This is a genomic window from Comamonas sp. Z3 (assembly GCF_008121565.1).
In the GTDB taxonomy this organism is placed as follows: domain Bacteria; phylum Pseudomonadota; class Gammaproteobacteria; order Burkholderiales; family Burkholderiaceae_C; genus Comamonas; species Comamonas brasiliensis.
Genome location: NZ_VOQU01000001.1, coordinates 507,556 through 528,445, shown reverse-complemented (window position 1 = coordinate 528,445; position 20,890 = coordinate 507,556). Strand labels below are relative to the sequence as shown.

Genomic DNA, 20,890 nt, shown 5'->3' with positions numbered 1-20,890 from the left:
TTCTTTGCACCAGGAAGGTGCGTTTCAACAGTGTTGATCCGGGCTCTCCACCTCTGGGCAATGGGTGAGGAAGGCCAGATTTCCCGAGACTGGACGTCAGCTGCATCGCCGATGGCGACCCCTGCCACCTTGCCTTGTGACGGCCATGGTCAGCCACCGCCTCTGTGCTCTGAGGCTGCCCGCGCTGTTTCAGTTGCTCAATGCAATACATGCGCTGAACATCTCGGCGGGGGAGAAGCTGGGTGTCTTGCAGGAACTCTGGTTTAGCGGTCTCGGTCTCGGTCTCGGTCTCGGTCTCGCATTGAACCGATGCTGCGACGGCCCCTAGAGATTCTTGCCTTTGAGCATGTTGAGCCGGAGTGGGCATTCATGTGCGCTGTGTTCACCGCTGCCATGCTTCTTGAAGATGCCCAGTATCCGGCCGCATGCTCCATTCGGGAGCTGGCTTGGCTCGTGGCTCCAGGCACAGCCTTTTTGGGAACGCGACATCCTGCTTGTCCGCCCCAATCCGGCACCAGACTTGCATGAAGGCTCTCCGCAGAGCCTTCATGGACTCAGCACGAGATCCGAGGCTTCGTGACCAGCCCGTTGATTCCCGAGCCCTCCATCGCCTGGGCCAGATCCGCGATGAGATCCTGCGGGTCTTCCAGGCCGATATGCAGCCGTACCACCGAACCACGCTGGCTCCAGTCCGTTACGCTGCGTGCCTGTGTCATGTTTGCGGCGATGACCAGGCTTTCATAGCCTCCCCATGAAGCCCCCAGCCCAAACAGCTGCAGATTGTCGATGAAACGGTCCACGGCTTCGGCGGGAATGCAGGGTTGGAGCTCGAAGGAGATCAGGCCGTTGGTACCTGAGCAATCCCTCAGCCACAGCTCATGTCCCTGGTGAGCAGGAAGTGCCGGGCAGAAAACGGTTTGCACTGCCGGCAGCTGTTGCAGCCAGCGGACCACCGTCAAAGCATGTTCTTCATGCATGCGCAATCTTGCCGACAAGGTGCGCAAGCCGCGCAGAACCAGCCATGCATCATCGGGGCTGACACTCATGCCGAAGGCGTCGCATCGACTGGCCAATGGCTCCCAGGCAGCCTGCGTGGTGGCAACCGTACCCATCATGACGTCCGAATGTCCTGACAGATATTTGGTTGCAGCCATGATCGAGATATCTGCTCCCAGCGTCAGAGGGCGATACTGCACCCCGGATCCCCAGGTGTTATCGACCGCCACCAGCGCGCCGTGCGCGTGGGCCATGGCAGCAAGCGCAGGCAGGTCGCACATTTCGTACACCAGCGAGCCTGGGCACTCGGCATACAGCATTCGAGTGTTTGGCCGCATTTGGGCGGCTGCGTCGCTGCCATCGGCAGCAAAAAAACTGTATTCGATGCCGTAGGGTTGCAGGAACTGCTCGGTCAGGTGCCGCACAGGCTGATAGGCACTGTCAGTGATGAGGACGTGATCGCCCGGCTTGAGGTAGCTGAGCAAGGCCATGCCTGCTGCGGCGAGCCCCGTGGGCAGAAGGCGCGTGCGATAGGCTCCCTCAAGCTCACTGACCGCATCTTCCAGGGCAAAGCTGGTGGGAGTGCCGCGCGCACCGTAGCTGAAGATGCGCTCTTGCCCGCGCCGGGTACGCATTTCACGTTGCTGATGGGTGTTCTCAAACACCACCGTACTGGCCCGAACAATGGGCGGATTGATGGCCGAGCCACCCTCATAGGCAGGTGACCTGCCCATGTGGGCCAGCCGCGTGCCCAGGCCTTCACTCGAAGCTTGCCGGTCTTTGGTCGTCATGGTGATGCCCTGAACTCCTCATCAATCCAGCTTGGCGCCGGACAGTTTGACCACGTAGCTCCAGCGCTTGATGTCGCTATTGAGCTGAGCAGCAAAAGCCTCGGGAGTGCTCGCAACCACTTCACTGCCGCCATCGGTGACCAATTTGCTGACCTCCGGTTTGTGCAGCGTCTTGACAATCGCTTCGTTCAGATAGGCAACACGCTCGGGCGGAGTTCCTGCGGGTGCAAAAAAGCCGTACCAGTCTTCAAAGGTGGTGTTCTTGTAGCCCAACTCCTCCAGCGTCGGCACCTTGCCGAATACACCTACCCTACGCGCGCTGGTCACTGCCAGGGCACGTATCTGACCCCCCTGAATCATGCCCGCCACCGAGGAGGTCGAGGTGATCAGCACATCGACCTGCTGGCCCAGCAAGTCATTGATGGCCGGACCAGCGCCCTTATAGGGCACATGCGTCATGGACACATTGCTTTCCTTGCCCAGAACCACGCCAACCAGGTGCGACAAAGTGCCGTTGCCTGGCGTGGCATAGGTGATCTTGCCGGGTTCGGCCTTGGACTTTGCCGCCAGATCGGCAAAGCTTTTGAGAGGCGATCCAGCGGCAACCACGATCGCAAGAGGCGCCGCATTGACCTGAGTGACAGGAATGAAGTTCTTGAGCGGATCAAAGCCCGGCGCTCTGTACAGCGTGGGGTTCACTGCCATCAGCGAAACCTGCCCCGTCAGCAGCGTGTATCCGTCGGCCTTGGCTTCGGTCACGGCTTTGGCACCTATATTGCCGCCCGCTCCCCCCTTGTTTTCGACAACCGCCGGCTGTCCGGTGAGTTCTGGCAGACGAGTGGTGACCCAGCGTGTGGTTGCATCGTTGCCACCGCCGGGAGGAAACGGCGAGACAAAGCGGATCGGCTGGCTGGGAAAGCCATTGCGCTGCGCCAAGGTTTGCGCATGCACCTGCGCAACAAGCACGGTGCCCATGAGAACAACAGCCAGAGAACGAATAGCAAGCATGATTTTCTTTCGTAGGGTGAAGCGGTTGGCGCAATCAGACGGAGCAATCAGACGGCGCTGGAAAGCGGGGCAGCAGGAACGGGCAGATGAAATGCGGCCAGTTCCTGTGCATCGAGTTGCTGAACCAGTCCGGTTTCCCATGCCAGGTAACGACGAGCGGCATCCTTGTTTCCGTCATGACGGTCATGTACGAAGAACAGGTAGTCAATGCAATCATGGTCCGGGGGAATGTCGGCACTGGCTTCCAGCGGCAAGCCGGCTTGCTGCCACGCGGCCATTCCGCCTTGCAGCAGTGCTGCGGGCTTCGGCAGCTCCAGCGAAGCCCATTGCGCCAGCGCCGGCTCATCCGCCACCAGCACGATGGCACGCGTTTCATCACGCAAGTTCCGGGCCAGGCGCGAACGAATCGACCAGAGCGCACCCGGGATATGTGCCGCGCGATATTTCATGCTTGGCCGCAGGTCAACCAGCAGGACTTCGTCGCGCTCCAGGAGGGACCGCAGCTCGGCGACCGTCACCAAGGGCAGTTCCGGTGCGGCAAGACCGGAGGCGCTCTCCAGCCTCAGGCCACTATGCAGGCCATCGATCAGCACGCACGCGTCTTGCCCCATCTGGCGCAGCCAGCTGGCGATCACTGCAGCGCGTATGCCATCGCTATCGAAAAGCACCAGCCGGGCTCCGCGTACACCGATGAACTGGTCGCCGGCCTGGACCAGTTGCCCCCCGGGAGTGTGCTGCGCGCCTGGCAGACTTCCGGCGGCAAACTCCTCCGGCGTACGTACATCGCAGAGAAACAGGCTTCTGTCGCCATCCGCAGCCCATTGCGCAACCTTCTGTGCGCTCACGAAAGGCACTTCAAAACGCTGCGCCAGCTCTTGTGCCTGGGATTGCAGAATGCCGCTGCCAGAATCGTCGGCGTAGCGGCTTTTGCCACCATGCTCCAGTGGCAGATCGTTCAGATACCAGCCTTGAGTGCCGTTTTCCAGGGCATAGACAGGGTTGGAGATCCCCAGATTGATCAAGGTCTGGGCACCCAGGATAGAGCGCGTACGCCCGGCACAGTTGATGATGACTGGCGTGCTGTCGTCAGGCACCAGGGAACGGATACGGTAGGCCAGTTCGCCGTTGGGGCAGCATATGGCACCGGGTATGTTCATCTTGTGAAACTCGGACACCGGCCGACCATCGAGAATGACGAGCGGCTCTCGCGAGGCCTGCTTGGCAGCCAGCTGCTGCGCCGTGATGCGCGGCGTTCCATAGGCGTGCTCCACCAGCTCACCGAAGGTTTTGGAGGGGAGGTTCACACCGGCGAACAGCACATAGCCCGCAGCCTGCCAGGCTTTCGTGCCGCCTTCCAGCACATGGACATCGGTATAGCCCAGATCCTGCAAGCGCTGCGCCGCTCGCAGGGCGACGCTTTCCGTATCGATTTCTCCACCGTCATAAACCACCACGCGCACGGTCTTGCGTGGCACCAGGCGCGGCGCATCGGTCTCAAGGCGGCTGAAAGGCAAGGGTGTACCGTAGAACAAATGTGCTTCGCCGTACTGGCCATGCTCACGAACATCCAGTACGGCGATTTCCTGGCCGTCGTGGAGCCAGGACTTGAGGGTTGAGGCGTTGGCGAATTGAGTCATAACAGTTGAGTTCGCGAATTTCAGGCAAAGCTGCGCCCACGCGCTTCAGGGAGCGCGTTGCAAGGCAAAGAGGGATAAGGCCTAGCGGCCTAGCAGCGCATCAGCGGCGCGTCTGAACACCGATGGACATGGTCTGGCAGGTGCCTGCCTGCAGGTCGTAGCTGGTTCTGGCATTCAGGGTCTCCAGCGCCCTGCCATACATATGCAGATGACGGATGACCTGCTCGCCCTGGATTTCCACGGAGTGAATGTCCTCGGGCATCAGGGCAATGCCGTGGCCGGGCTGCACGACCACCAGATCGACTTCCTCAAGCGTGGCCTTGCCCTGAACCGATCCATCGTCGGTACGTTCGTAGACACGGTTGTGCTCCGTGCCCTCCACCGCTGCAATACAGGCCCAGGTCGTATGGTTGTGCGGCACGATGCGCTTGCCTGGACGCATCACGTTCAGGTACAGCGCGTAGCTCTGGTCTGCATCTTCGGCAATCAGGTAGCGGGCCTGATGTTCACCTTCTTCGGGAGCAGGAAAATCCTCCCCCCCCCAGAGCTGCTTTTGCCCGGCCAATTCCATTAGCTGCGCAAGAACTTCCTCAAGACTTTGACGCGATGCAGAATCATTGCCGATAGCGCTCTTCATTGCCAAAATTGCCGTCTGGACAGCACTGTTACGTTGTTCTTTCATCGTGGACAAAGCAGACTCCTTGGTTGAATGACAACCAATGTAGCGGGCCACTCTAACGTAAACAATCCCATAAACTCAACCATATACTTAAGAGAATCTTATATATTTACACACTGGATCTGGACCAGCTGCGCACGCTGGCAACCATCGCCCGTCAGCAGAGCTTCGCTGCCGCTGCCGTGCAGCTGGGATGCACGCAATCGGCAATCACCCAGCAAATGCAGCGCCTGGAAGACAAGGTTGGACACACACTCTTTGAAAAGCAGGGGCGCCAGAAACGTTTGACCGAACACGGCCAGCGTCTGCTCGGCTATGCCCAACGCATGTTGGCCATCCATGACGAAGCGATCAGCAGCCTCAGGCATCACCATCTGGAGGGTCTGGTGCGGATAGGCGCGCCGCATGACGTTGCAGACACCATGCTTCCTCCGGTGTTGAAAGAGATTGCCCTGAAGTTTCCCGGTGTGCAGATCGACATCCACATGGAACGCAGTCCCTTCCTGATGGAGTCCCTGAAGCAAGGGGAACTGGATCTGGTGATCTCCAATCGCGACGACACCACCTTCGAGAGCTTCGCACTCCGCTCCAGCCCCACGGTCTGGTTGTGTGGCGCGAACTATGTGCACGATCCCGGAAAGCCGGTGCCGCTGGTACTGGCGAGCGGGCCCAGCATTTTTCGCCGCCTGGCCTGCGATGCACTGGATGCCGCCGATATCGGCTGGACACCGCGCCATACCTGTACCAGCCTGGTGGGCATACGCGCAGCCTTGCGCGCCGATCTGGGAGTCACCGCACGCGGAGTGGAACAACTGGACCCCGGACTGCGCGTACTAGGCAGTGGCGACGGCATGCCACGGCTGCCGGATCTGGTCTACAAGCTCTATATACGCAGCCATGTAGTCAATCCGATCACACGCCAGGTATTCGAGAACCTCAAGGCACGCATGTGGCTGCCCGGCGCTTGAACCCCGTCCATGGGTCATGACTCGCTACCGAATCGACGGCATCCATGCAGGCGCGACAGCGCAGATCCGCACTCGGCCACGCTTTGCAGCCAGGGCAGACTCGACCATTGTGGTGCCGCTTGAGCTAGCCACACGTCTTGGCTTGCTTCAGCCACTGCGCACAATGCTCCTGAATACTCTGGCACACCATGGACAGGGGACGACTCAGCGGCTTGTCCTTGCGCAACACCATCGCCAGTGTTCGTTGCAATCTGGGCGTCAGAGGGCGTGACACCAGGTCATCGCGAGCTCCCCGACCCTGCATGGCCATGCGCGGAATCACGGCATAACCCAGACCTATGGCTGCCATCTCCTTGAGCGCTTCGACACTGTCCAGCTCCATCTGAGGATGCGGGAGTTCGCCAGCACGGCGCAGCCAGGCATCGACCACCCCGCGCGTGCTGGCTGACTTCTGCAGGGCGAGCTGAGGCAGGGACCTCAACTCCCGCGCAGCAACCGCATCACTCGACATCAGCATCTCCGGGCGAGCTACGGCTACCAGGTCATCCTGCAGCACAGGTGTGGCCAGCAAGGCCCGGCGACTGACCGGCAAGGTGACCAGGGCAAGATCCAGGCTGTTGTCCTCCACGCGCTTTACGCACTCTTCGGTATTGCCCGTGACCACCACGATATCGATGCCTGGATGGCTGGCCCGTATCTGGCGCAGCACGGAGGGAAGCAGATAGAGACACACCGTCAGGCCCGTGCCTATACGCACCTGCCCGCTGACCTCTCGCGCATGCGCACTCAGCGCATGTGCCAGTCCCTCCAGCGCCACGGTCACGGCAGGCAGCTGCTCAAGCAAGGTCTGCCCCGCCGCCGTCGGTACAGCACGCCGCCCCACGCGTTCGATGAGACGTGTACCGAGTTGACGCTCCAGTTGCCGCACTTGCAGGCTGACCGCCGGCTGGGACAGCTGCAACAGCTCTGCCGCCTGCGAAAAGCTGCGCTCCTGAACGACCAGGCAAAAGCTTCTCAGCAGCATCAAACCAGGGGCATTAGCCAAAGTTTCACTAATACCTTGCATAAACATCAAAAGATTCCTTGTTGGTAAATCCCGGGCGAAGATTACTGCATGCAGAACGCTTCTACCTCCTCCCCTCACCTTGCCCCGGCCCTGCCACCGATTGACGGCGACCGCCTGTGGCGCCGGCTCGAAGACCTTGCCGGATTCACCCGCCCTGATATGCCCTGGACCCGCCGCGCCTTCAGCCCGGAGTACCAGGCCGCACGTGACTGGCTACGTGAAGCTTTCGAGGCCGCAGGCCTGCAGGTCCGCCTGGATGCGGCCGGCAACCTCATCGGCCGCCGCCCCGGCCGCTGCGATGACCTGAAGCCCCTGGCCACGGGCTCGCACACCGACACCGTGAACGCCGGCGGACGCTTCGACGGCATCCTGGGTGTGCTGGCGGGCCTGGAAGTGGCGCATGCACTGCAGGAGGCGGACATCACGCTGAAACACCCCTTCGAGGTGATCGACTTCCTCTGCGAAGAGCCCAGCGACTACGGCATCTCCTGTGTCGGCAGCCGCGCCATGGCCGGCCAGCTCAGTGCAGACATGCTCGCTGCCAGCGACGGCCAGGGCGACACCCTGGGCCAGGCCCTGCAGCGCCTGGGTGCCCGCCCTGCAGCTCTGGCCGAAGCCGACCGCCGCCAGCAAGGCTTTGCCGCCTTTGTAGAGCTGCACATTGAACAAGGGCCCATGCTGGAACGTGAGGGCCTGGCCATAGGTGCAGTGACGGACATCGTGGGCATACGCCGTGCCCAGCTGTTCTTCGACGGTCGGCCCGATCATGCGGGGACCACACCCATGCATGAACGTAGCGATGCCCTCGTGGCAGCGGCAATAGTGATTCGCCAGGCCCAGCGCCTGGCACTGCAGTGGAGCCGCAACACCACTCACTATGTGGTTGCCACGGTAGGTCGCTTGAACGTATCGCCCAACGCCAGCAACACCGTGCCTGGCCAGGTGGACCTGACGCTGGAAGTGCGCAGCAACCATGCCCCCCTGCTGCTGGAGTTCTGGGAAATACTGGCGCGGCGCTGCGGCCCGGCTATCGAGCGACTGGGCGTGCACTGGCGGGTGGAGCCTCGCACCCATGTGGACCCAGTCCCTTGCGCGCCGCAGATTACGGCTGCGGTGGAGCGATCAGCGCGACGGCTGGGTCTGGGCTGTCGGCGCATGCCGAGCGGAGCCGGCCACGATGCCATGTACCTTGCCCGCACGGGTCACTCGGGGATGATCTTCATCCCCTGTCTTGAAGGGCGCAGCCATAGCGCTGTAGAGTGGGCTTCCCCCGGTCAGGTCTTGGCCGGCACCCAGGTGCTGGCCGCCACCCTGCTGGACCTGGATGAGCATATGGATTAACGACGTTCCTAAACTCCGGATGAAGCCGGTTTCCGGATACCTGCCGACCATGCATGGATGCATGATTCGGTGGCTTCGGGGTCTGTCGGCTTCTCAGACAGAACGACTTGTCCGAATTGCAGCGGCCAACGCAGCGCTGTTGCAAGACCTGGCCCTGATTGCTGAGTATCATTTCGCCGGTGCCTCTGCAAAGCAGATGACTTGCTCGGCAAGCTCATGCAGCCGCCCCCGATCAGGGCCTTGAATTCCGGTTCAAGGCAGTCACACTCGCCTTACTTCATCTTTCGTGTCATCTCCAGAACGCCAGGGATTCATTCTTACCCGCAATTGGCGGGATACACCTGCGGGCGCCGAGTTTGAATACTGGCTGGCCACGGATGACGGCCCACTGAAGGTGCTTTTGACCGCCCAGACTTCAGTGGCTTTTGTCGAGTCCCGGCACAGAGCCGCGGTGGATGCACAGCTTTCAACCCTGCCTGGAGTCGAGCTGCGAAACCTCTCACTGAGAAGTTTTCAGCAAGAGCCGGTACTGGGTATCTATGCGAGAAACTTCCGCCAATTGCGGCGGCTTGAACGCACTCTCCAGCAACAAGGCATTCCTCTTCTGGAGGCCGATGTCCGGCCACATGAACGCCATTTGATGGAGCGCTTCATCACTGCTGGCGTCACTGTGCAGGGTGGACGCACAGAAAATGCCGCGCTGCTGGACTGCAGGCTGGCTCCCGCACCGGATTTCAGGCCCGCACTCAAAGTGGTGTCGCTGGACATCGAGACAAGCCAGCACCAGGATCTGTATTCGATCGCACTGGACGGCATGGCCGAGCGCATGGTGTTCATGCTCGGGCAGCCCTCTTCCGAGCCTGGGCAGACGACGGGCTTTGCACTGGTGTATTGCTCCAGCCGCCAGGAGATGATCAAGCAGCTCAATGACTGGTTTGCGCGCAACGACCCGGATGTCATCGTTGGCTGGAACGTCATCCAGTTCGACCTGCGCGTGTTGCAAAAGACGGCAGACGACTGCGGAATCCCTTTGCTGCCGGGGCGGGAACGAACGCCCATCGCGTGGCGCACCCATCCCGGCAAGCAAGGCTATCTTTTCGCTCCCATGCCGGGCCGGGCGGTGATAGACGGCATCGAGGCCCTCAGGGCCGCCGTCTGGAGCTTTTCCTCCTTCAGCCTCGAGAATGTCTCGCAGGAGCTCCTGGGCGAGGGAAAGGAGATCGGGGACGAGTACGACAAGATGGCAGAGATAGAGCGGCGCTACCAGCAGGACAAGCCTGCGCTCGCCAGCTACAACCTGCGCGACTGCGAGCTGGTTCTGCGGATCTTCGAAAAGGCGAAGCTGCTGCAGTTTGCCATGGAGCGAGCCCACGCCACAGGCCTGCCGCTCGATCACTTCGGCGGCTCCATCGCCTCGTTCAGCCACCACTATCTGCCGCGCATGCACCGCCTCGGCTACGTGGCCCCCAATGTGGGCGATATCCAGGGCAAGTCCTCACCAGGCGGCTATGTGCTGGACTCCAGGCCCGGCTTCTACGACTCCGTGGTGGTTCTGGACTACAAAAGCCTCTATCCCTCCATCATCCGAACCTTTCTCGTGGATCCCGTGGGCCTGGCCGAAGGCTTGCATGCCCGCGATTCCCAAGGACTCATCAAGGGCCCCTTGGGCACGCTCTTCTCGCGCGAGAAGCATGCTCTGCCGGAAATCGTGACCCGGCTGTGGCGAGCCCGCGACGAGGCCAAACGCGCCAAGAACGAACCCTTGTCCCAGGCCCTCAAGCTGGTGATGAATTCGTTTGCGGGAGTGCTGGGCGCTTCGGAGTGCCGCTTCTTCAATCCCAAGCTGATTTCGGCAATTACCTTGCGTGGGCATGAGATGGTGAAACTCACCCGGGATCTGGTCGAGCAACGCGGGTACGAAGTCATCTACGGGGATACGGACTCCATTTTCATCTGGCTCAGGCGCACCCATACCAACGAGGAGGCACACGCCGTCGCGGCGGAGCTGGCCAGAGACATCAACGCCTGGTGGACGCAAACCTTGCGGCAGGAACAAGACCTGGAGAGCTTTCTCGAAATCGAGTTCGACACGCACTACAAGAAGTTCTTCATGCCCACCATCCGGGGCTCGGACGTTGGCAGCAAGAAGCGCTACGCCGGCCTGAGCACCGACCTGGACGGCAAGGAGGCAATGATCTATCGGGGCCTGGAGATGGCACGCAGCGACTGGACACCGCTGGCAAGACAGTTCCAGGAGGGCTTGCTCTCCCGCGTCTTCCAGGCCGCCCCTTACCGCGAGTTCGTCATCGAGTACGCCCGGGCGACGCTGGCGGGCAGGAAGGATGAGCTGCTCATCTACCGCAAACGCCTGCGGCACCGCCTGGACGCCTATGTGAGCAACGTGCCGCCGCAGGTGCGTGCCGCTCGCATAGCGGACGAGTACAACGACCGCATGGGCAGGCCCCGGCAATACCAGAACGGCGGCTGGATCCAGTACCTCATGACCCAGAATGGCCCCGAGCCTTTGGAAGTCCGCCGCTCACGCATCGATTACGAGCACTATCTGGCGAAACAGATCAAGCCGATCGCCGACTCGATCCTGTTGCCTCTGGGCGAAGACTTCACCACCCTGACATCCCCTCAGCGAGAGCTTTTTGAGTGATACCGGCCCTTGCCTCGACGCTCCTAGGCCCTAGGAAACGGAAGCTCGCGTGGTGTTTGGCCGCTCAGCTTGGCAATGGCATTGGCGAAGGCCGGCGCCAGCGGCGGCACACCTGGCTCGCCCATGCCGGTTGGTGCATCGGCACTGGGCACGATATGCACAGTGATCGCAGGCATGTCCGTCAGGCGGGCAACGGTGTAATCATTGAAGTTGCCCTGCTCCACCTGACCATCCTTGAATGTGATCGCAGCGCCAGGCAAGCACATGCCAAGGCCCATCAAGGCTCCGCCCTGCACCTGAGCCTCCACGCTGCGAGGGTTGACCGCAAGATTGCAGTGCACGCCTGCGGTGACTGCATGCAGCTTGGGAGCGCCCTCAGTCACGGATGCCTCCACCACATAGGCGACCACCGATTCGAAAGACTGATGCACGGCAACACCCCAGGCCCTGCCCTCGGCCAGCTGCCGCTTTCCGTAGCCCGACTTTTCCACCGCCAGCTGCAGTGCAGCCTTATGGCGCGGATGGCGGTCGCCAAACTGCTCCAGCCTATACGCGACAGGATCCTTTTTGACTGCCCGGGCAATCTCGTCAATCAGGGTCTCCATCACATAGGCAGTGTGGGTAGATCCCACGCTACGCCACCAGAGCACCGGCGCATTGAGCTCGGGATGATGAACCGACAGTCGCATCGGCAGGTCATAGGGCTCCTTCATGCCTTCAACCGTGGTGGTATCCACGCCGTTCTTGAGCATGAAACCTTCAAACGCCGTGCCCTTGGCAAGCGACTGGCCCACGATCACATGGTCCCAGGCAAGCACCCGCCCCTTCTCGTCAAAACCTATCTCGGCACGATGTACATGCATGGGCCTGTAATAGCCTCCCTTGACATCGTCCTCGCGGCTCCAGATCATGCGCACCGGCGCGTCGATACCAGAAGCTCGGGCGGCCTTGGCAATCTCGCAGGCTTCGGCCACATAGTCGCTGCGCGGATTGGCACGGCGTCCGAAGCCACCGCCCGCCATCTGCACATTGACGCGGACATTCTGAGGGGCCACGCCGAGCACGCGCGCAGCCGTTGCCACTTCCCAGCCCGGAGCCTGCGTACCCAGCCAAAGCTCGACCCTGGCGTCCTTTCCGGCTCCTGTCACACGTACCGTGCAGTTCAGCGGCTCCATCGGAGCGTGGGCAAGATAGGGAAACACATATTCAGCGCTGATTTTGTGCGCTGCGCCGCCCAGCGCCGAAACATCGGCATCAAACTTCGGCGCGCCCGGCCGCTTGGCAAGTTCACGATACTGGGCCAGTTGCTGCACCGAATCGACTTTGCCTACAGCGCTGCTGTCCCACTGGACTTTCAAGGCATCGCGTCCTTGCTTGGCAGGCCAGTAGCCATCGGCCAGCACCGCAACCAGCTCGCCGCCCCACACGCTGGGCACACGCAGTACCGCGCGCACGCCCTTGATGGCCTTGGCTGCCGCATCGTCCACCGACTGGATCTTGCTGCCATACACCGGCGGATGCGCCACCACCGCAGTCAGCATTCCAGGCAGATGCATGTCAATGCCGTAGGACTGCCTGCCGCTGGACTTGGCGCGTGCATCGAGCCGTCCCGTGGCTCGGCCGATGATGCGAAAGTCCTTGGCGTCCTTGAGCACCACCTGCTGCGGGACCGGCATCTTCATGGCTTCATCGGCCAGCTCGCCGTAGCCCAGTTTCCTGCCCTTGGGGCCGATCACCTGCCCTGCCTGCGTGCGCAAGGACTGTGGGTCCACGCCCCAACGCCTGGCCGCCGTGGCAAGCAGCATGGCGCGGGTGCGCGCGCCCAGCTCCCGGTACTGGACATAGGAGTTCTTGATGGCGGTGGAGCCGCCCGTCAAGTGCATCCCCATGACCGGGTCCACATAGGCGGGATCGGCATTGCCGTGCACGCCCTGCACCTTGGACCAGTCGGCGTCCAGCTCTTCGGCCAGCACCATGGGCAGGCCGGTTTGCACGCCCTGGCCAAATTCCAGTCGGTTGATCGTGATCGTCACCACACCATCACGACCGATCTTCACGAAAGCCGAGGGCTGCTGGGTGGGTTTGAGCGCGCTGGCAGCAACCTGCTCATCGCCCCTCGTCTGGGCCGTTGCAGCGGCGGGAAATATGCCCAGCGCAAAACCCGAGGCCGTCGCCAACTTGAGAAACTCGCGCCGCTCAAGCTTCGAGCCAGTATCCAGCGTGTCAGCTGCGAGCGCGCGCAGACCTTTGGGCAGATCTGCAAAAAAATGCTGAGGAATAGGCATGGGATGTACTCCTTATTCTTCAGGCCGACAGGTCTTTGGCCGCATCGTGGATGGCTGCACGGATGCGTGCATAGGTTCCGCAACGGCAGATATTGCCCGCCATGGCAGCATCGATATCAGCATCGCTGGGTCGGCGATTGCTGCTGAGCAGCGCGGTGGCACTCATGATCTGCCCACTTTGGCAATAGCCGCATTGAGCCACGTCGTGGCGCACCCATGCATCCTCAACAGCCTTGCCCACCTTGTCTGCGGCCTGCGCTTCGATGGTGGTGATCTTCTGCCCCTGCGCCGCCGAGACGGGCGTGATGCACGATCGTATGGCCTGGCCGTTCAGATGCACGGTGCAAGCGCCGCACATGGCCATGCCGCAACCAAACTTGGTCCCGGTCATGCCCAGCGTGTCACGCAAGGTCCAGAGGATGGGCGTTGAAGGATCCACATCGGCCGATACTGGCTTGCCGTTGAGAGTGAATTTGACAGGCATGGGGTGCTTTCTTTCTTGCTTTTCAACACGGAAGCTACCGCGCGAGCTTGTGGGAGTCGCGCGAAGCAGAGGCAGTGTGCGTCAGTCAATGCAAAAGAAAAAGCCAAGCAATCTATCTATGTTATTAAGCTTTACTTAAAAATAGATGGCATGAAGCCCGAAATACTTGCCTATCTGGCAGCCTTTGAGCAGGTGGCCCAGCATCGCAGCCTGACCTATGCAGCCCATGCCATCGGAGTCACGCCTGCCGCCCTGTCCCAAACCATCAAAAAGCTGGAAACCCGCCTGGATGTGCGCTTGTTCGATCGGACAACGCGCAGCGTCAATCTGACGGAGGCAGGAAGAATCTATCTGGAGCGCATCTCACCGGCTCTCGCCAACCTGCGCGAGGCGACCGAGGACCTTCAACTCCAGGCCGGCGTAGAAGGCGGCACCTTGCGCCTTACCATCTCCCACCCTGCAGGCAAGGTGCTGGTCGAACCCATGCTCGCAGAATTCTTTGCACACCATCCGCACATTCATGTCGAGCTGGTCTATGACGATGGCTTTGTGGACATCGTGCGCGAAGGCTTCGACATTGGCATACGCAATGGCGAATCGCTGGAGGGCGATATGGTGGCCATGCCGCTCACGCAGGACCTGACCATGAGCTTTGGCGCGTCCCCTGCCTACCTCCAGGCACATGGCGTTCCGCAACACCCTGATGATTTGGAGCATCATCAATGCATCAACTACCGCATGAGCAGCAGCGGCGCCGTCTACAAATGGGAATTCAATATCGACGGCAAACTGTGCGAACGTGCCCTGAGCGGACCGCTGACCGTCAATCATGGCGACACGGCCATGCGCGCGGCCCTTGATGGCGTCGGTCTGATTACCGGCTGGCGCGAATCCATGCGCGGCGCCTTCCATGCCGGCCAGCTGGTTGAGGTGCTGAAGCCCTATTGGGCCAGCTTTCCGGGCTTTTATGCCTATTACCCGCACCGCACGCACCTGCCTCTCAAGACCCGGATATTTCTTGATTTTCTGGTCCACCATGTGCAGCGAAACGGCTTTTCCAATGCAGCGGATGGACAATGGCGACCCTGACTTCATCCTGGTTCTGTGGGCTGCCAGAACCATGACTCCCAGGCCTTCTGCGGTGTGCCGTGCCAGCGCAGCCAGTCCTCACAGGACTGAAGCAAGGCTGCGCCGGCTGATGCTCGGCAACCGGCAAAACGCGATTCACGTGCAAACGTTGCCAACGATCATGCGCCCATCGCTCATGACGTCTTCAAAGCAGCAAGGCACTCCACTCCTGCAGGCCTGGCCCGATGGAGCGTTGTACGGATCGAATACCTGGGCATATGCCCACCTGCCGAACAGCCATTGCCCAGGTGCCGGCCGAGCTGAAGACGCTCCAGCAGCGCCTCAGCGCTGCGCCAGTTGCTGGCACTGCTGGCGACGCCAGACAGACTCGCGTACCTCCTTGACCTCGTCGAACACGACCTTGTACTGACACACCAGCAGGTTGCCCGATTGCGGTTGACGCAGCTTGAAGTTGTAGTCCCACTCCTGCCCCTTGGATCCGGCTGTTCGCGCCAAGGGCTCTCCCAGCGTCTGCAGCACCTTCTCCTGAGCCATTCCGGGCTGAATAGAGCGGATGCCGCCCAACTGCTCAGCCAGCACGCCATCGCGGGCAAAGTCCGGCTTCATGTCTGCGTAACCCACCTTGACGTCGGAATACTGCAGCTTGTCGGGATTGCTGACGGCATCCTCCGGGTTGCCACGTGCCGCTGCAGGCAAGGCGATGCAAGCTGCTGCCAGCACCAGAGTGGAAAGGCGGAAGGTAGATTCAATCATGCTCATGGCATCCTCTTTCATCAAAATAGAATCCCGCATTGCGGGGCTTCAGCGCTCGCGCAAGGCCTCGCGCGCCTTGTTCAGCGGCTTGGTCAAATAGTCCCAGACGGTTTTGCGGCCCGTGCGGATATCGGTAGCTGCCACCATGCCCGGCACAATCGGCATGCGCTGGCCGGCCTTGTTCACCAGAACGTCCGAGTCGGTGCGCACCAGGACCGGGTAATAGACGATTTCGGGCTTGACCTCGTCACGTTGGGTATCCGGGGCAATCGTCACCACCTGCCCTTTGAGGCCGCCATAGACCGCGTAGTCGTATGCGGTGACCTTGACCAGCGCCTCCTGCCCGGGACGAATGAAGGCGATATCGCGCGGCGAGATATGGGCCTCCACCAGCAACTGGTCATCCAGAGGCACCAACGCCATCAGCAGACCGTTGGGAGGTACCACGCCGCCAATGGTCGTGACCTGCAGGCTCTTGACCACGCCCCGCACTGGCGACTGCAGTGTCAGGCGCTCCAGCGAATCCGCACGCCCTCGCACCACCGAGGACAGGGACTTCGCCTCTGCATCCGCCTTGGCCAACTCCTCGCGGCTGCGCACCATATAGCCGGAGCGCGCCTCGGCAATCTTCAGCTCCAGCTCCGCTCCCTGGCGCTGCAGGCGGATGAGCTCGACGCTGCTGGCCGCACCGCTGGCCTGCAGCGACTGGGTGATGCCCAGCTCCTTGCGCACCAACGCCAGTGCCTGACTCAGGCCTGCCACGGTGTCGTTCAGCGCCGCACGGCGCGAACGGAACAGCGCGCTCTCCGACGCTTTGAGCTGCTCATGGGCCTGCAGCTCCTGCGGAAACTGCAGGCTGCCCTGCCCCTCGACCTCGGCACGCAAGCGTACGCTGGCAGCCAGGGCGGCTCGGTAGCGGGCAGCCGTTTCCTCCACGCTGGATTCTCCGCGTGTAGGCTCCAGCTTGGCCAGCACCTGGCCCTTTTCCACGATGTCTCCCTCTCGCACCAGAAGCTCGGCCAGAATGCCGCCCTCAAGAGACTGGATGCGCTGCTCGCGCGAGGATGGAATCACCTTGCCGCCGCCGTTGGATACCTCGTCGATCTCGAAGAACCAAGCCCAGGCCAGAAAGGCCAGCACGAAGGCTGTGACCCACCACACCACGCGATCCGAGCGGCTTGCGCGCACCTCGTCAAAGTCGCCTATGTCCGGCATGGCGCCACGCAGACGCGCTGGCGCGGCCGAAAGCTCGGGTGATGGCGTGCGCACTGGAGCAGCTTCGGCGGCTGTCGCGAATGCCCCGACGGAATTGCTTGTCTGTGTCATTTCTGCCCCTCCTCCACAGAGGACAGCCTTGTCTGCGGCTGCACGGCCACCTTCATGCGTGCGCTCTGCACGACGCGAACACTCTGCGGCGAGGCTGCCGGCTGGGCTGAGCCATTCAGGCGCCCGAGAACTTCATCTCGCGCGCCCTGCAGCACCACCTGGCCTTTATCGACCACGATGATCTTGTCCACCACCTGCAGCACAGCAGGCCGGTGCGTTGCCACAACCAGGGTGCGCCCCGGCGCAAGCTTGCGTAACCGCGCGATCACATCGCGCTCGGCCACATCGTCCAGCGCGGCCGTAGGCTCATCCAGCAACAGCACCCGCGGCTGGCGCAACAGCAGGCGTGCCAGCAACAGACCCTGACGCTGCCCTCCCGAAAGGCCCAACCCCCCCTCCATCACCATGTGATCCAAGCCGGTGGGCAAGGTCTGTACAAAGGACCAGGCGCCCGCATCCAGCAGCGCGGTCATCAGCTCCCCATCGCTTGCATGGGGCGCGCCCAGCAGCAGGTTCTCGCGCAGGGAACCATAGAACAGACGCGCATTCTGCGTCAGCAAGCTCAAGTCACGGCGCAGGTCGGCCGGGTCAATGTGAGCCAAGGCCACGCCGTCCAGCAGCACCCGTCCGGCCATCGGTTCAATCAGACCCGACAGAGCCTGCAGCAGCGTCGACTTGCCCGCGCCGTTGCGCCCCAGGATGGCGATGCGCTCACCGGCCGCGATCTGCAGTTGCCTGACCTGAAGCGCGGGGGTCTTGCCGTCATAGCTGAACACGGCGTCGCTGAAATCGTATCGCCCTTCAATGACGGGGCGGTGGATGCGGCTGCCGTCCTCCGCGTGATCCACGGGCAGGCGCATGAGCTGATCCAGTCCGTCGCTGGCCATCCTGGCCTGCTGCCAGCGGTTGAGCACGCCGGTCACGCTGGACAAGGGAGCCAGCATGCGGCTGACCAGGATGGAGGATGCAACCAGCACGCCGGTGCTTATCTCGCCGCGCATCACCTGGGGTGCGCCAAAGAACACCACAAAAGCGAAAGCGCTGCCCTGCACCGTCTGCATCCAGTTGCTCAGACCATGCAGAAGCGCTCGCAGCTTCAGTCCTGCCTCCGCATTCACTGCGTTGAAGTGGTTCCACTGATTCTGAAAGCGCGGCTCGGCCTGCAGCAGCTTGATGTCCTCGATGCCCTGCACGGTCTCCACCAGCATCGCGTTGCGTAGCGCCGATTCGCGCATGCTGGCCTGGGCCAGGTTGCGCAGGCGCTTCTGCGCCAACAGGCTGGGCGCCAGCAGCAGGACGAACGCCGCCAACGGCACCCAGACCAATGCGCCTGCGATCATCCAGAAGATGAGGCAGAACAGCACAAAGAAAGGCAGGTCGGCCACCGCAGCAGCCGTGGTGGAGGTCAGCATCTCGCGCACTGGCTCCAGTTCACGGATCTGAGCCACGAAAGTGCCCGTGGCACGTGGACGGGCGCTGTTCCTCACTCGCAGCGCATGTCCGAAGACGCGGTCCGAAATGCGCAGATCTGCACGCTTGCCCAGCATGTCGGTAATGTGCATGCGCGCAGCGCGCATGGCCCAGGCAAATACGATGGACAGCAACACTCCGCCGAACAGCACGTACAGCGTAGGCTCGGACTGGGACGGCACCACGCGGTCATAAACCTGCATGGAAAACAGAATGCCGCCCAAGGCCATCAGATTGGTGATGAACGAGGCCAACAGAATGTGGCCGTAGGGTCTCAGGTCGGCAAACACAATGTCGCGCAACCAATGGCTCTCCACCGGGCGCAGGTAGCCGTCCACGCGCGAATCGGGGGTCGACCGCAGCGGGCGCAGCACCGCCATCACCTCCAATTCGGGCTGCAACTCGGCCAGCGTGTAAGTGCTCTCACCGCCCTCATCGCCGCTCAGCAGCAGGCGCAGGCCATCATCGGCCAGTGCCGTGATGACAGCCACCTGCCCGCCGCGCAGCTGCAAGACCAGGGGCAGACGCCAGGCCGTGAGCCGTTTCAGATCTGGAGCCACCTCGGTCACGATCAACCCCGCCTGCCTGGCCATCTGACGTATGCATTGACGTAGATCGTCGGCCGACAGATCGCCACCAGCCGCCCAGGCCGCATCCACGCGCAGGCGTTCACGCGAGGTGTCGATCTGATAGTTCGCGGCCACTGCCAGTATCGCTTCCATCCAACCCTGCATGAATAGCGGCAGCGGCCCGGAACCTGCCTGCTTCCGATGGCCCTGATTCTTCGTCCCGTTCATCGCATCACTCCTTGGCTCACATCCCGGAGCCGCGTATCGAGCGAGAACTCATCCGCCAACCGTCCGCTCTGGTACCAGCACTCCACAGCCAGCCGCAGCAGGTCATGAGCGTTGTCCACCTGCTCGAAACGTGCGCCGTGGTATTCCTGCTCGGCATTGAGCAGATCCAGCAGCGAGCGCGTGCCCAATTGCAGGTATTGCTCACGGTACAGGTCACGCGTGATGCGGATGCTGGCGATACGCTCGTCCACCACCGGCTGGCGCTCCCCTAAACCCTGGCTCTGGTCCTGTGCATCACGCAGCGACTGCCGAGCCTGGAACTCGGCATTGGCCACAGCCGCGTCCGCAGCCTCCAGCGCGTGCCCTGCTGCGCGCTGGCGGGCCTGGTTGCGCCCTCCCTCGAACAGCGGCGCCGATACATTGAACATCACGCGCATATCCAGATCCGGGTAGCCGGCCGGGCGCGATGCTGCGGTAAGCCCGCGCGAGGCCGATCCATCCACCGATAGCGTGGGCATCAGTTGTGCGTCAGCGGCCTTCAACTCGGCCAGGGCCAACGCCCGCTGCCCCTGAGCTCGGCGCACCGTCGCCGTGGGCAGCAGCTGCGCAGCAGTGCAGGCCTGGGGCAGGGCATCCGGCATACCTCCCCTTCCTGCACTCAGGGTGGGGGGCGTCTGCATCCCGGTCAGAGTCATCAGCCGCGCCTGCCAGCGGCGTGCCTGCGCCTCGTAATTGATCAACTGGCCGCGTGCACCATCCCTGCGCGATTGCGCCTGCATAAAGTCGGAACGGGTGCTGGCACCTTTGACCTGTCGCTCCCAGGCCAGCTCCGCCAGCGCCCCCACGCCTTCGAGCTGACTTTTGGCAATCGCCACCATGGCCTTCTGGCGACGCAGCTCCACCCAGGCTTGCGCAGCCTCGCGCGCCACATCGTCGGTGGACAGATACACCTGCGCCTGGGCAAGCTCAATGCCGGCCTCAGCCTGCTTCACGGCGCTGTCCACCTTGCCGAAGTCATACAGCATCTGCGACACCGAAACGCTGGCGTCATACACGCGACGCGAGGTATAGGGGTAGACATCGCGGTTGTTTACCTGCGCCCCCACCCCGCCCTTGACCTGCGGGTAATAACCGGCGTGGGCCGAAGCCACGCCCTCATCTGCTCCCTGCAGTTGCCTCTGCGCCGTGCGCACGGCGGGGTGCCATGCCACAGCAGCTTGCACCGCTGCACGCATATCCATGGCTTGGCCTCCAGCGGCAGCTGCATGGGCGCCTCCCACGGCACAGGCAAGTGCGACCGCTGCGGCAACCTGCTGCACGAAAACCAGAGGAAGTTTGGACTTGATCGACATATCCATCGCCATTTCACAGCTTGGCATCGCAGCTCCATGGCGCGACCACCGTTCTGCATCGCGGCCTCCAGCCAGCGACACAGCTTATTTGTTTTTTCTTGCTTGCTCTTACTTAAATAGCTTACTTTTCATTAGACACGGCACTTCTAGCATGTTTAATACTAAAAACGCCGTGCTTCATGCGTT

General features: G+C 62.0%; 15 protein-coding genes. 4 read left to right on the top strand and 11 right to left on the bottom strand.

Going from position 1 to position 20,890, the window contains the following annotated elements:
* Positions 1-554 precede the first annotated feature (554 nt).
* From metC to FSY59_RS02515, 4 genes are all read right to left on the bottom strand, one after another.
* A complete protein-coding gene (metC, locus tag FSY59_RS02530) occupies positions 555-1,787 on the bottom strand; it encodes a cystathionine beta-lyase (protein ID WP_148728409.1) in 1,233 nt (410 codons plus the stop codon).
* A 21-nt stretch (positions 1,788-1,808) separates the two neighbouring features.
* Positions 1,809-2,795 carry a Bug family tripartite tricarboxylate transporter substrate binding protein gene (locus FSY59_RS02525; protein WP_370458229.1) on the bottom strand — a complete coding sequence of 329 codons (987 nt, stop codon included), beginning with the start codon at positions 2,793-2,795 and terminating at the stop codon, positions 1,809-1,811.
* Between the two features lie 47 nt (positions 2,796-2,842).
* Positions 2,843-4,432, bottom strand: coding sequence for a rhodanese-like domain-containing protein (locus FSY59_RS02520; RefSeq protein WP_148728408.1), 1,590 nt, complete (start codon positions 4,430-4,432; stop codon positions 2,843-2,845).
* Positions 4,433-4,532: 100 nt separating this feature from the next.
* On the bottom strand, positions 4,533-5,123 hold the full coding sequence (locus FSY59_RS02515; RefSeq protein WP_050874515.1) for a cysteine dioxygenase family protein: 591 nt from the start codon (positions 5,121-5,123) through the stop codon (positions 4,533-4,535).
* Between the two features lie 95 nt (positions 5,124-5,218).
* Here FSY59_RS02515 and FSY59_RS02510 point away from each other — a divergent pair, with 95 nt between their 5' ends.
* Positions 5,219-6,079, top strand: a complete 861-nt coding sequence (locus tag FSY59_RS02510) for a LysR substrate-binding domain-containing protein (protein ID WP_148728407.1) — start codon at positions 5,219-5,221, stop codon at positions 6,077-6,079.
* Positions 6,080-6,203: 124 nt separating this feature from the next.
* Here FSY59_RS02510 and FSY59_RS02505 read toward each other — a convergent pair whose 3' ends face one another.
* Positions 6,204-7,103, bottom strand: a complete 900-nt coding sequence (locus tag FSY59_RS02505) for a LysR family transcriptional regulator (protein ID WP_255439112.1) — start codon at positions 7,101-7,103, stop codon at positions 6,204-6,206.
* 90 nt (positions 7,104-7,193) lie between these two features.
* On the opposite strand from FSY59_RS02505, the gene FSY59_RS02500 reads away from it, so the two are divergent.
* Both FSY59_RS02500 and FSY59_RS02495 read left to right on the top strand, forming a co-directional pair.
* A complete protein-coding gene (locus tag FSY59_RS02500) occupies positions 7,194-8,486 on the top strand; it encodes a Zn-dependent hydrolase (RefSeq protein WP_148728405.1) in 1,293 nt (430 codons plus the stop codon).
* Positions 8,487-8,772: 286 nt separating this feature from the next.
* A complete protein-coding gene (locus tag FSY59_RS02495; protein ID WP_148728404.1) occupies positions 8,773-11,148 on the top strand; it encodes a DNA polymerase II in 2,376 nt (791 codons plus the stop codon).
* Positions 11,149-11,171: 23 nt separating this feature from the next.
* Here the strand turns inward: FSY59_RS02495 and FSY59_RS02490 are convergent, their stop codons facing one another.
* Positions 11,172-13,433 (bottom strand): xanthine dehydrogenase family protein molybdopterin-binding subunit, encoded by a 2,262-nt coding sequence (locus FSY59_RS02490; RefSeq protein ID WP_148728403.1) that lies wholly within the window; start codon positions 13,431-13,433, stop codon positions 11,172-11,174.
* Between the two features lie 19 nt (positions 13,434-13,452).
* Positions 13,453-13,917 (bottom strand): (2Fe-2S)-binding protein, encoded by a 465-nt coding sequence (locus tag FSY59_RS02485; protein ID WP_003056933.1) that lies wholly within the window; start codon positions 13,915-13,917, stop codon positions 13,453-13,455.
* A gap of 150 nt (positions 13,918-14,067) precedes the next feature.
* On the opposite strand from FSY59_RS02485, the gene FSY59_RS02480 reads away from it, so the two are divergent.
* Entirely contained in the window at positions 14,068-15,006 is a 939-nt protein-coding gene (locus tag FSY59_RS02480; protein WP_148728402.1) for a LysR family transcriptional regulator, read from the top strand.
* 321 nt (positions 15,007-15,327) lie between these two features.
* Here FSY59_RS02480 and bamE read toward each other — a convergent pair whose 3' ends face one another.
* The 4 genes from bamE to FSY59_RS02460 all read right to left on the bottom strand — a co-directional run bounded on the left by bamE (position 15,328) and on the right by FSY59_RS02460 (position 20,704).
* Positions 15,328-15,765: an outer membrane protein assembly factor BamE gene (gene bamE / locus FSY59_RS02475; RefSeq protein ID WP_043376289.1), complete on the bottom strand. Its 438-nt coding sequence runs from the start codon at positions 15,763-15,765 to the stop codon at positions 15,328-15,330.
* Between the two features lie 42 nt (positions 15,766-15,807).
* Positions 15,808-17,085 carry an HlyD family efflux transporter periplasmic adaptor subunit gene (locus FSY59_RS02470; RefSeq protein WP_148728401.1) on the bottom strand — a complete coding sequence of 426 codons (1,278 nt, stop codon included), beginning with the start codon at positions 17,083-17,085 and terminating at the stop codon, positions 15,808-15,810.
* Entirely contained in the window at positions 17,082-19,277 is a 2,196-nt protein-coding gene (locus FSY59_RS02465; protein WP_255439109.1) for a type I secretion system permease/ATPase, read from the bottom strand. The genes FSY59_RS02470 and FSY59_RS02465 overlap by 4 nt, the downstream gene beginning before the upstream one ends.
* 71 nt (positions 19,278-19,348) lie before the next feature.
* Positions 19,349-20,704, bottom strand: coding sequence for a TolC family outer membrane protein (locus tag FSY59_RS02460; protein ID WP_255439108.1), 1,356 nt, complete (start codon positions 20,702-20,704; stop codon positions 19,349-19,351).
* Positions 20,705-20,890: the final 186 nt, after the last annotated feature.

Coding starts and splice junctions, on each gene's coding strand:
- metC (WP_148728409.1), bottom strand. CDS start 1,787: ATGACGACCAAAGACCGGCAAGCTTCGAGTGAAGGCCTGGGCACGCGG.
- FSY59_RS02525 (WP_370458229.1), bottom strand. CDS start 2,795: ATGCTTGCTATTCGTTCTCTGGCTGTTGTTCTCATGGGCACCGTGCTT.
- FSY59_RS02520 (WP_148728408.1), bottom strand. CDS start 4,432: ATGACTCAATTCGCCAACGCCTCAACCCTCAAGTCCTGGCTCCACGAC.
- FSY59_RS02505 (WP_255439112.1), bottom strand. CDS start 7,103: ATGCTGCTGAGAAGCTTTTGCCTGGTCGTTCAGGAGCGCAGCTTTTCG.
- FSY59_RS02500 (WP_148728405.1), top strand. CDS start 7,194: ATGCAGAACGCTTCTACCTCCTCCCCTCACCTTGCCCCGGCCCTGCCA.
- FSY59_RS02490 (WP_148728403.1), bottom strand. CDS start 13,433: ATGCCTATTCCTCAGCATTTTTTTGCAGATCTGCCCAAAGGTCTGCGC.
- FSY59_RS02485 (WP_003056933.1), bottom strand. CDS start 13,917: ATGCCTGTCAAATTCACTCTCAACGGCAAGCCAGTATCGGCCGATGTG.
- FSY59_RS02480 (WP_148728402.1), top strand. CDS start 14,068: ATGAAGCCCGAAATACTTGCCTATCTGGCAGCCTTTGAGCAGGTGGCC.
- bamE (WP_043376289.1), bottom strand. CDS start 15,765: ATGAGCATGATTGAATCTACCTTCCGCCTTTCCACTCTGGTGCTGGCA.
- FSY59_RS02470 (WP_148728401.1), bottom strand. CDS start 17,085: ATGACACAGACAAGCAATTCCGTCGGGGCATTCGCGACAGCCGCCGAA.
- FSY59_RS02465 (WP_255439109.1), bottom strand. CDS start 19,277: ATGGAAGCGATACTGGCAGTGGCCGCGAACTATCAGATCGACACCTCG.
- FSY59_RS02460 (WP_255439108.1), bottom strand. CDS start 20,704: ATGTCGATCAAGTCCAAACTTCCTCTGGTTTTCGTGCAGCAGGTTGCC.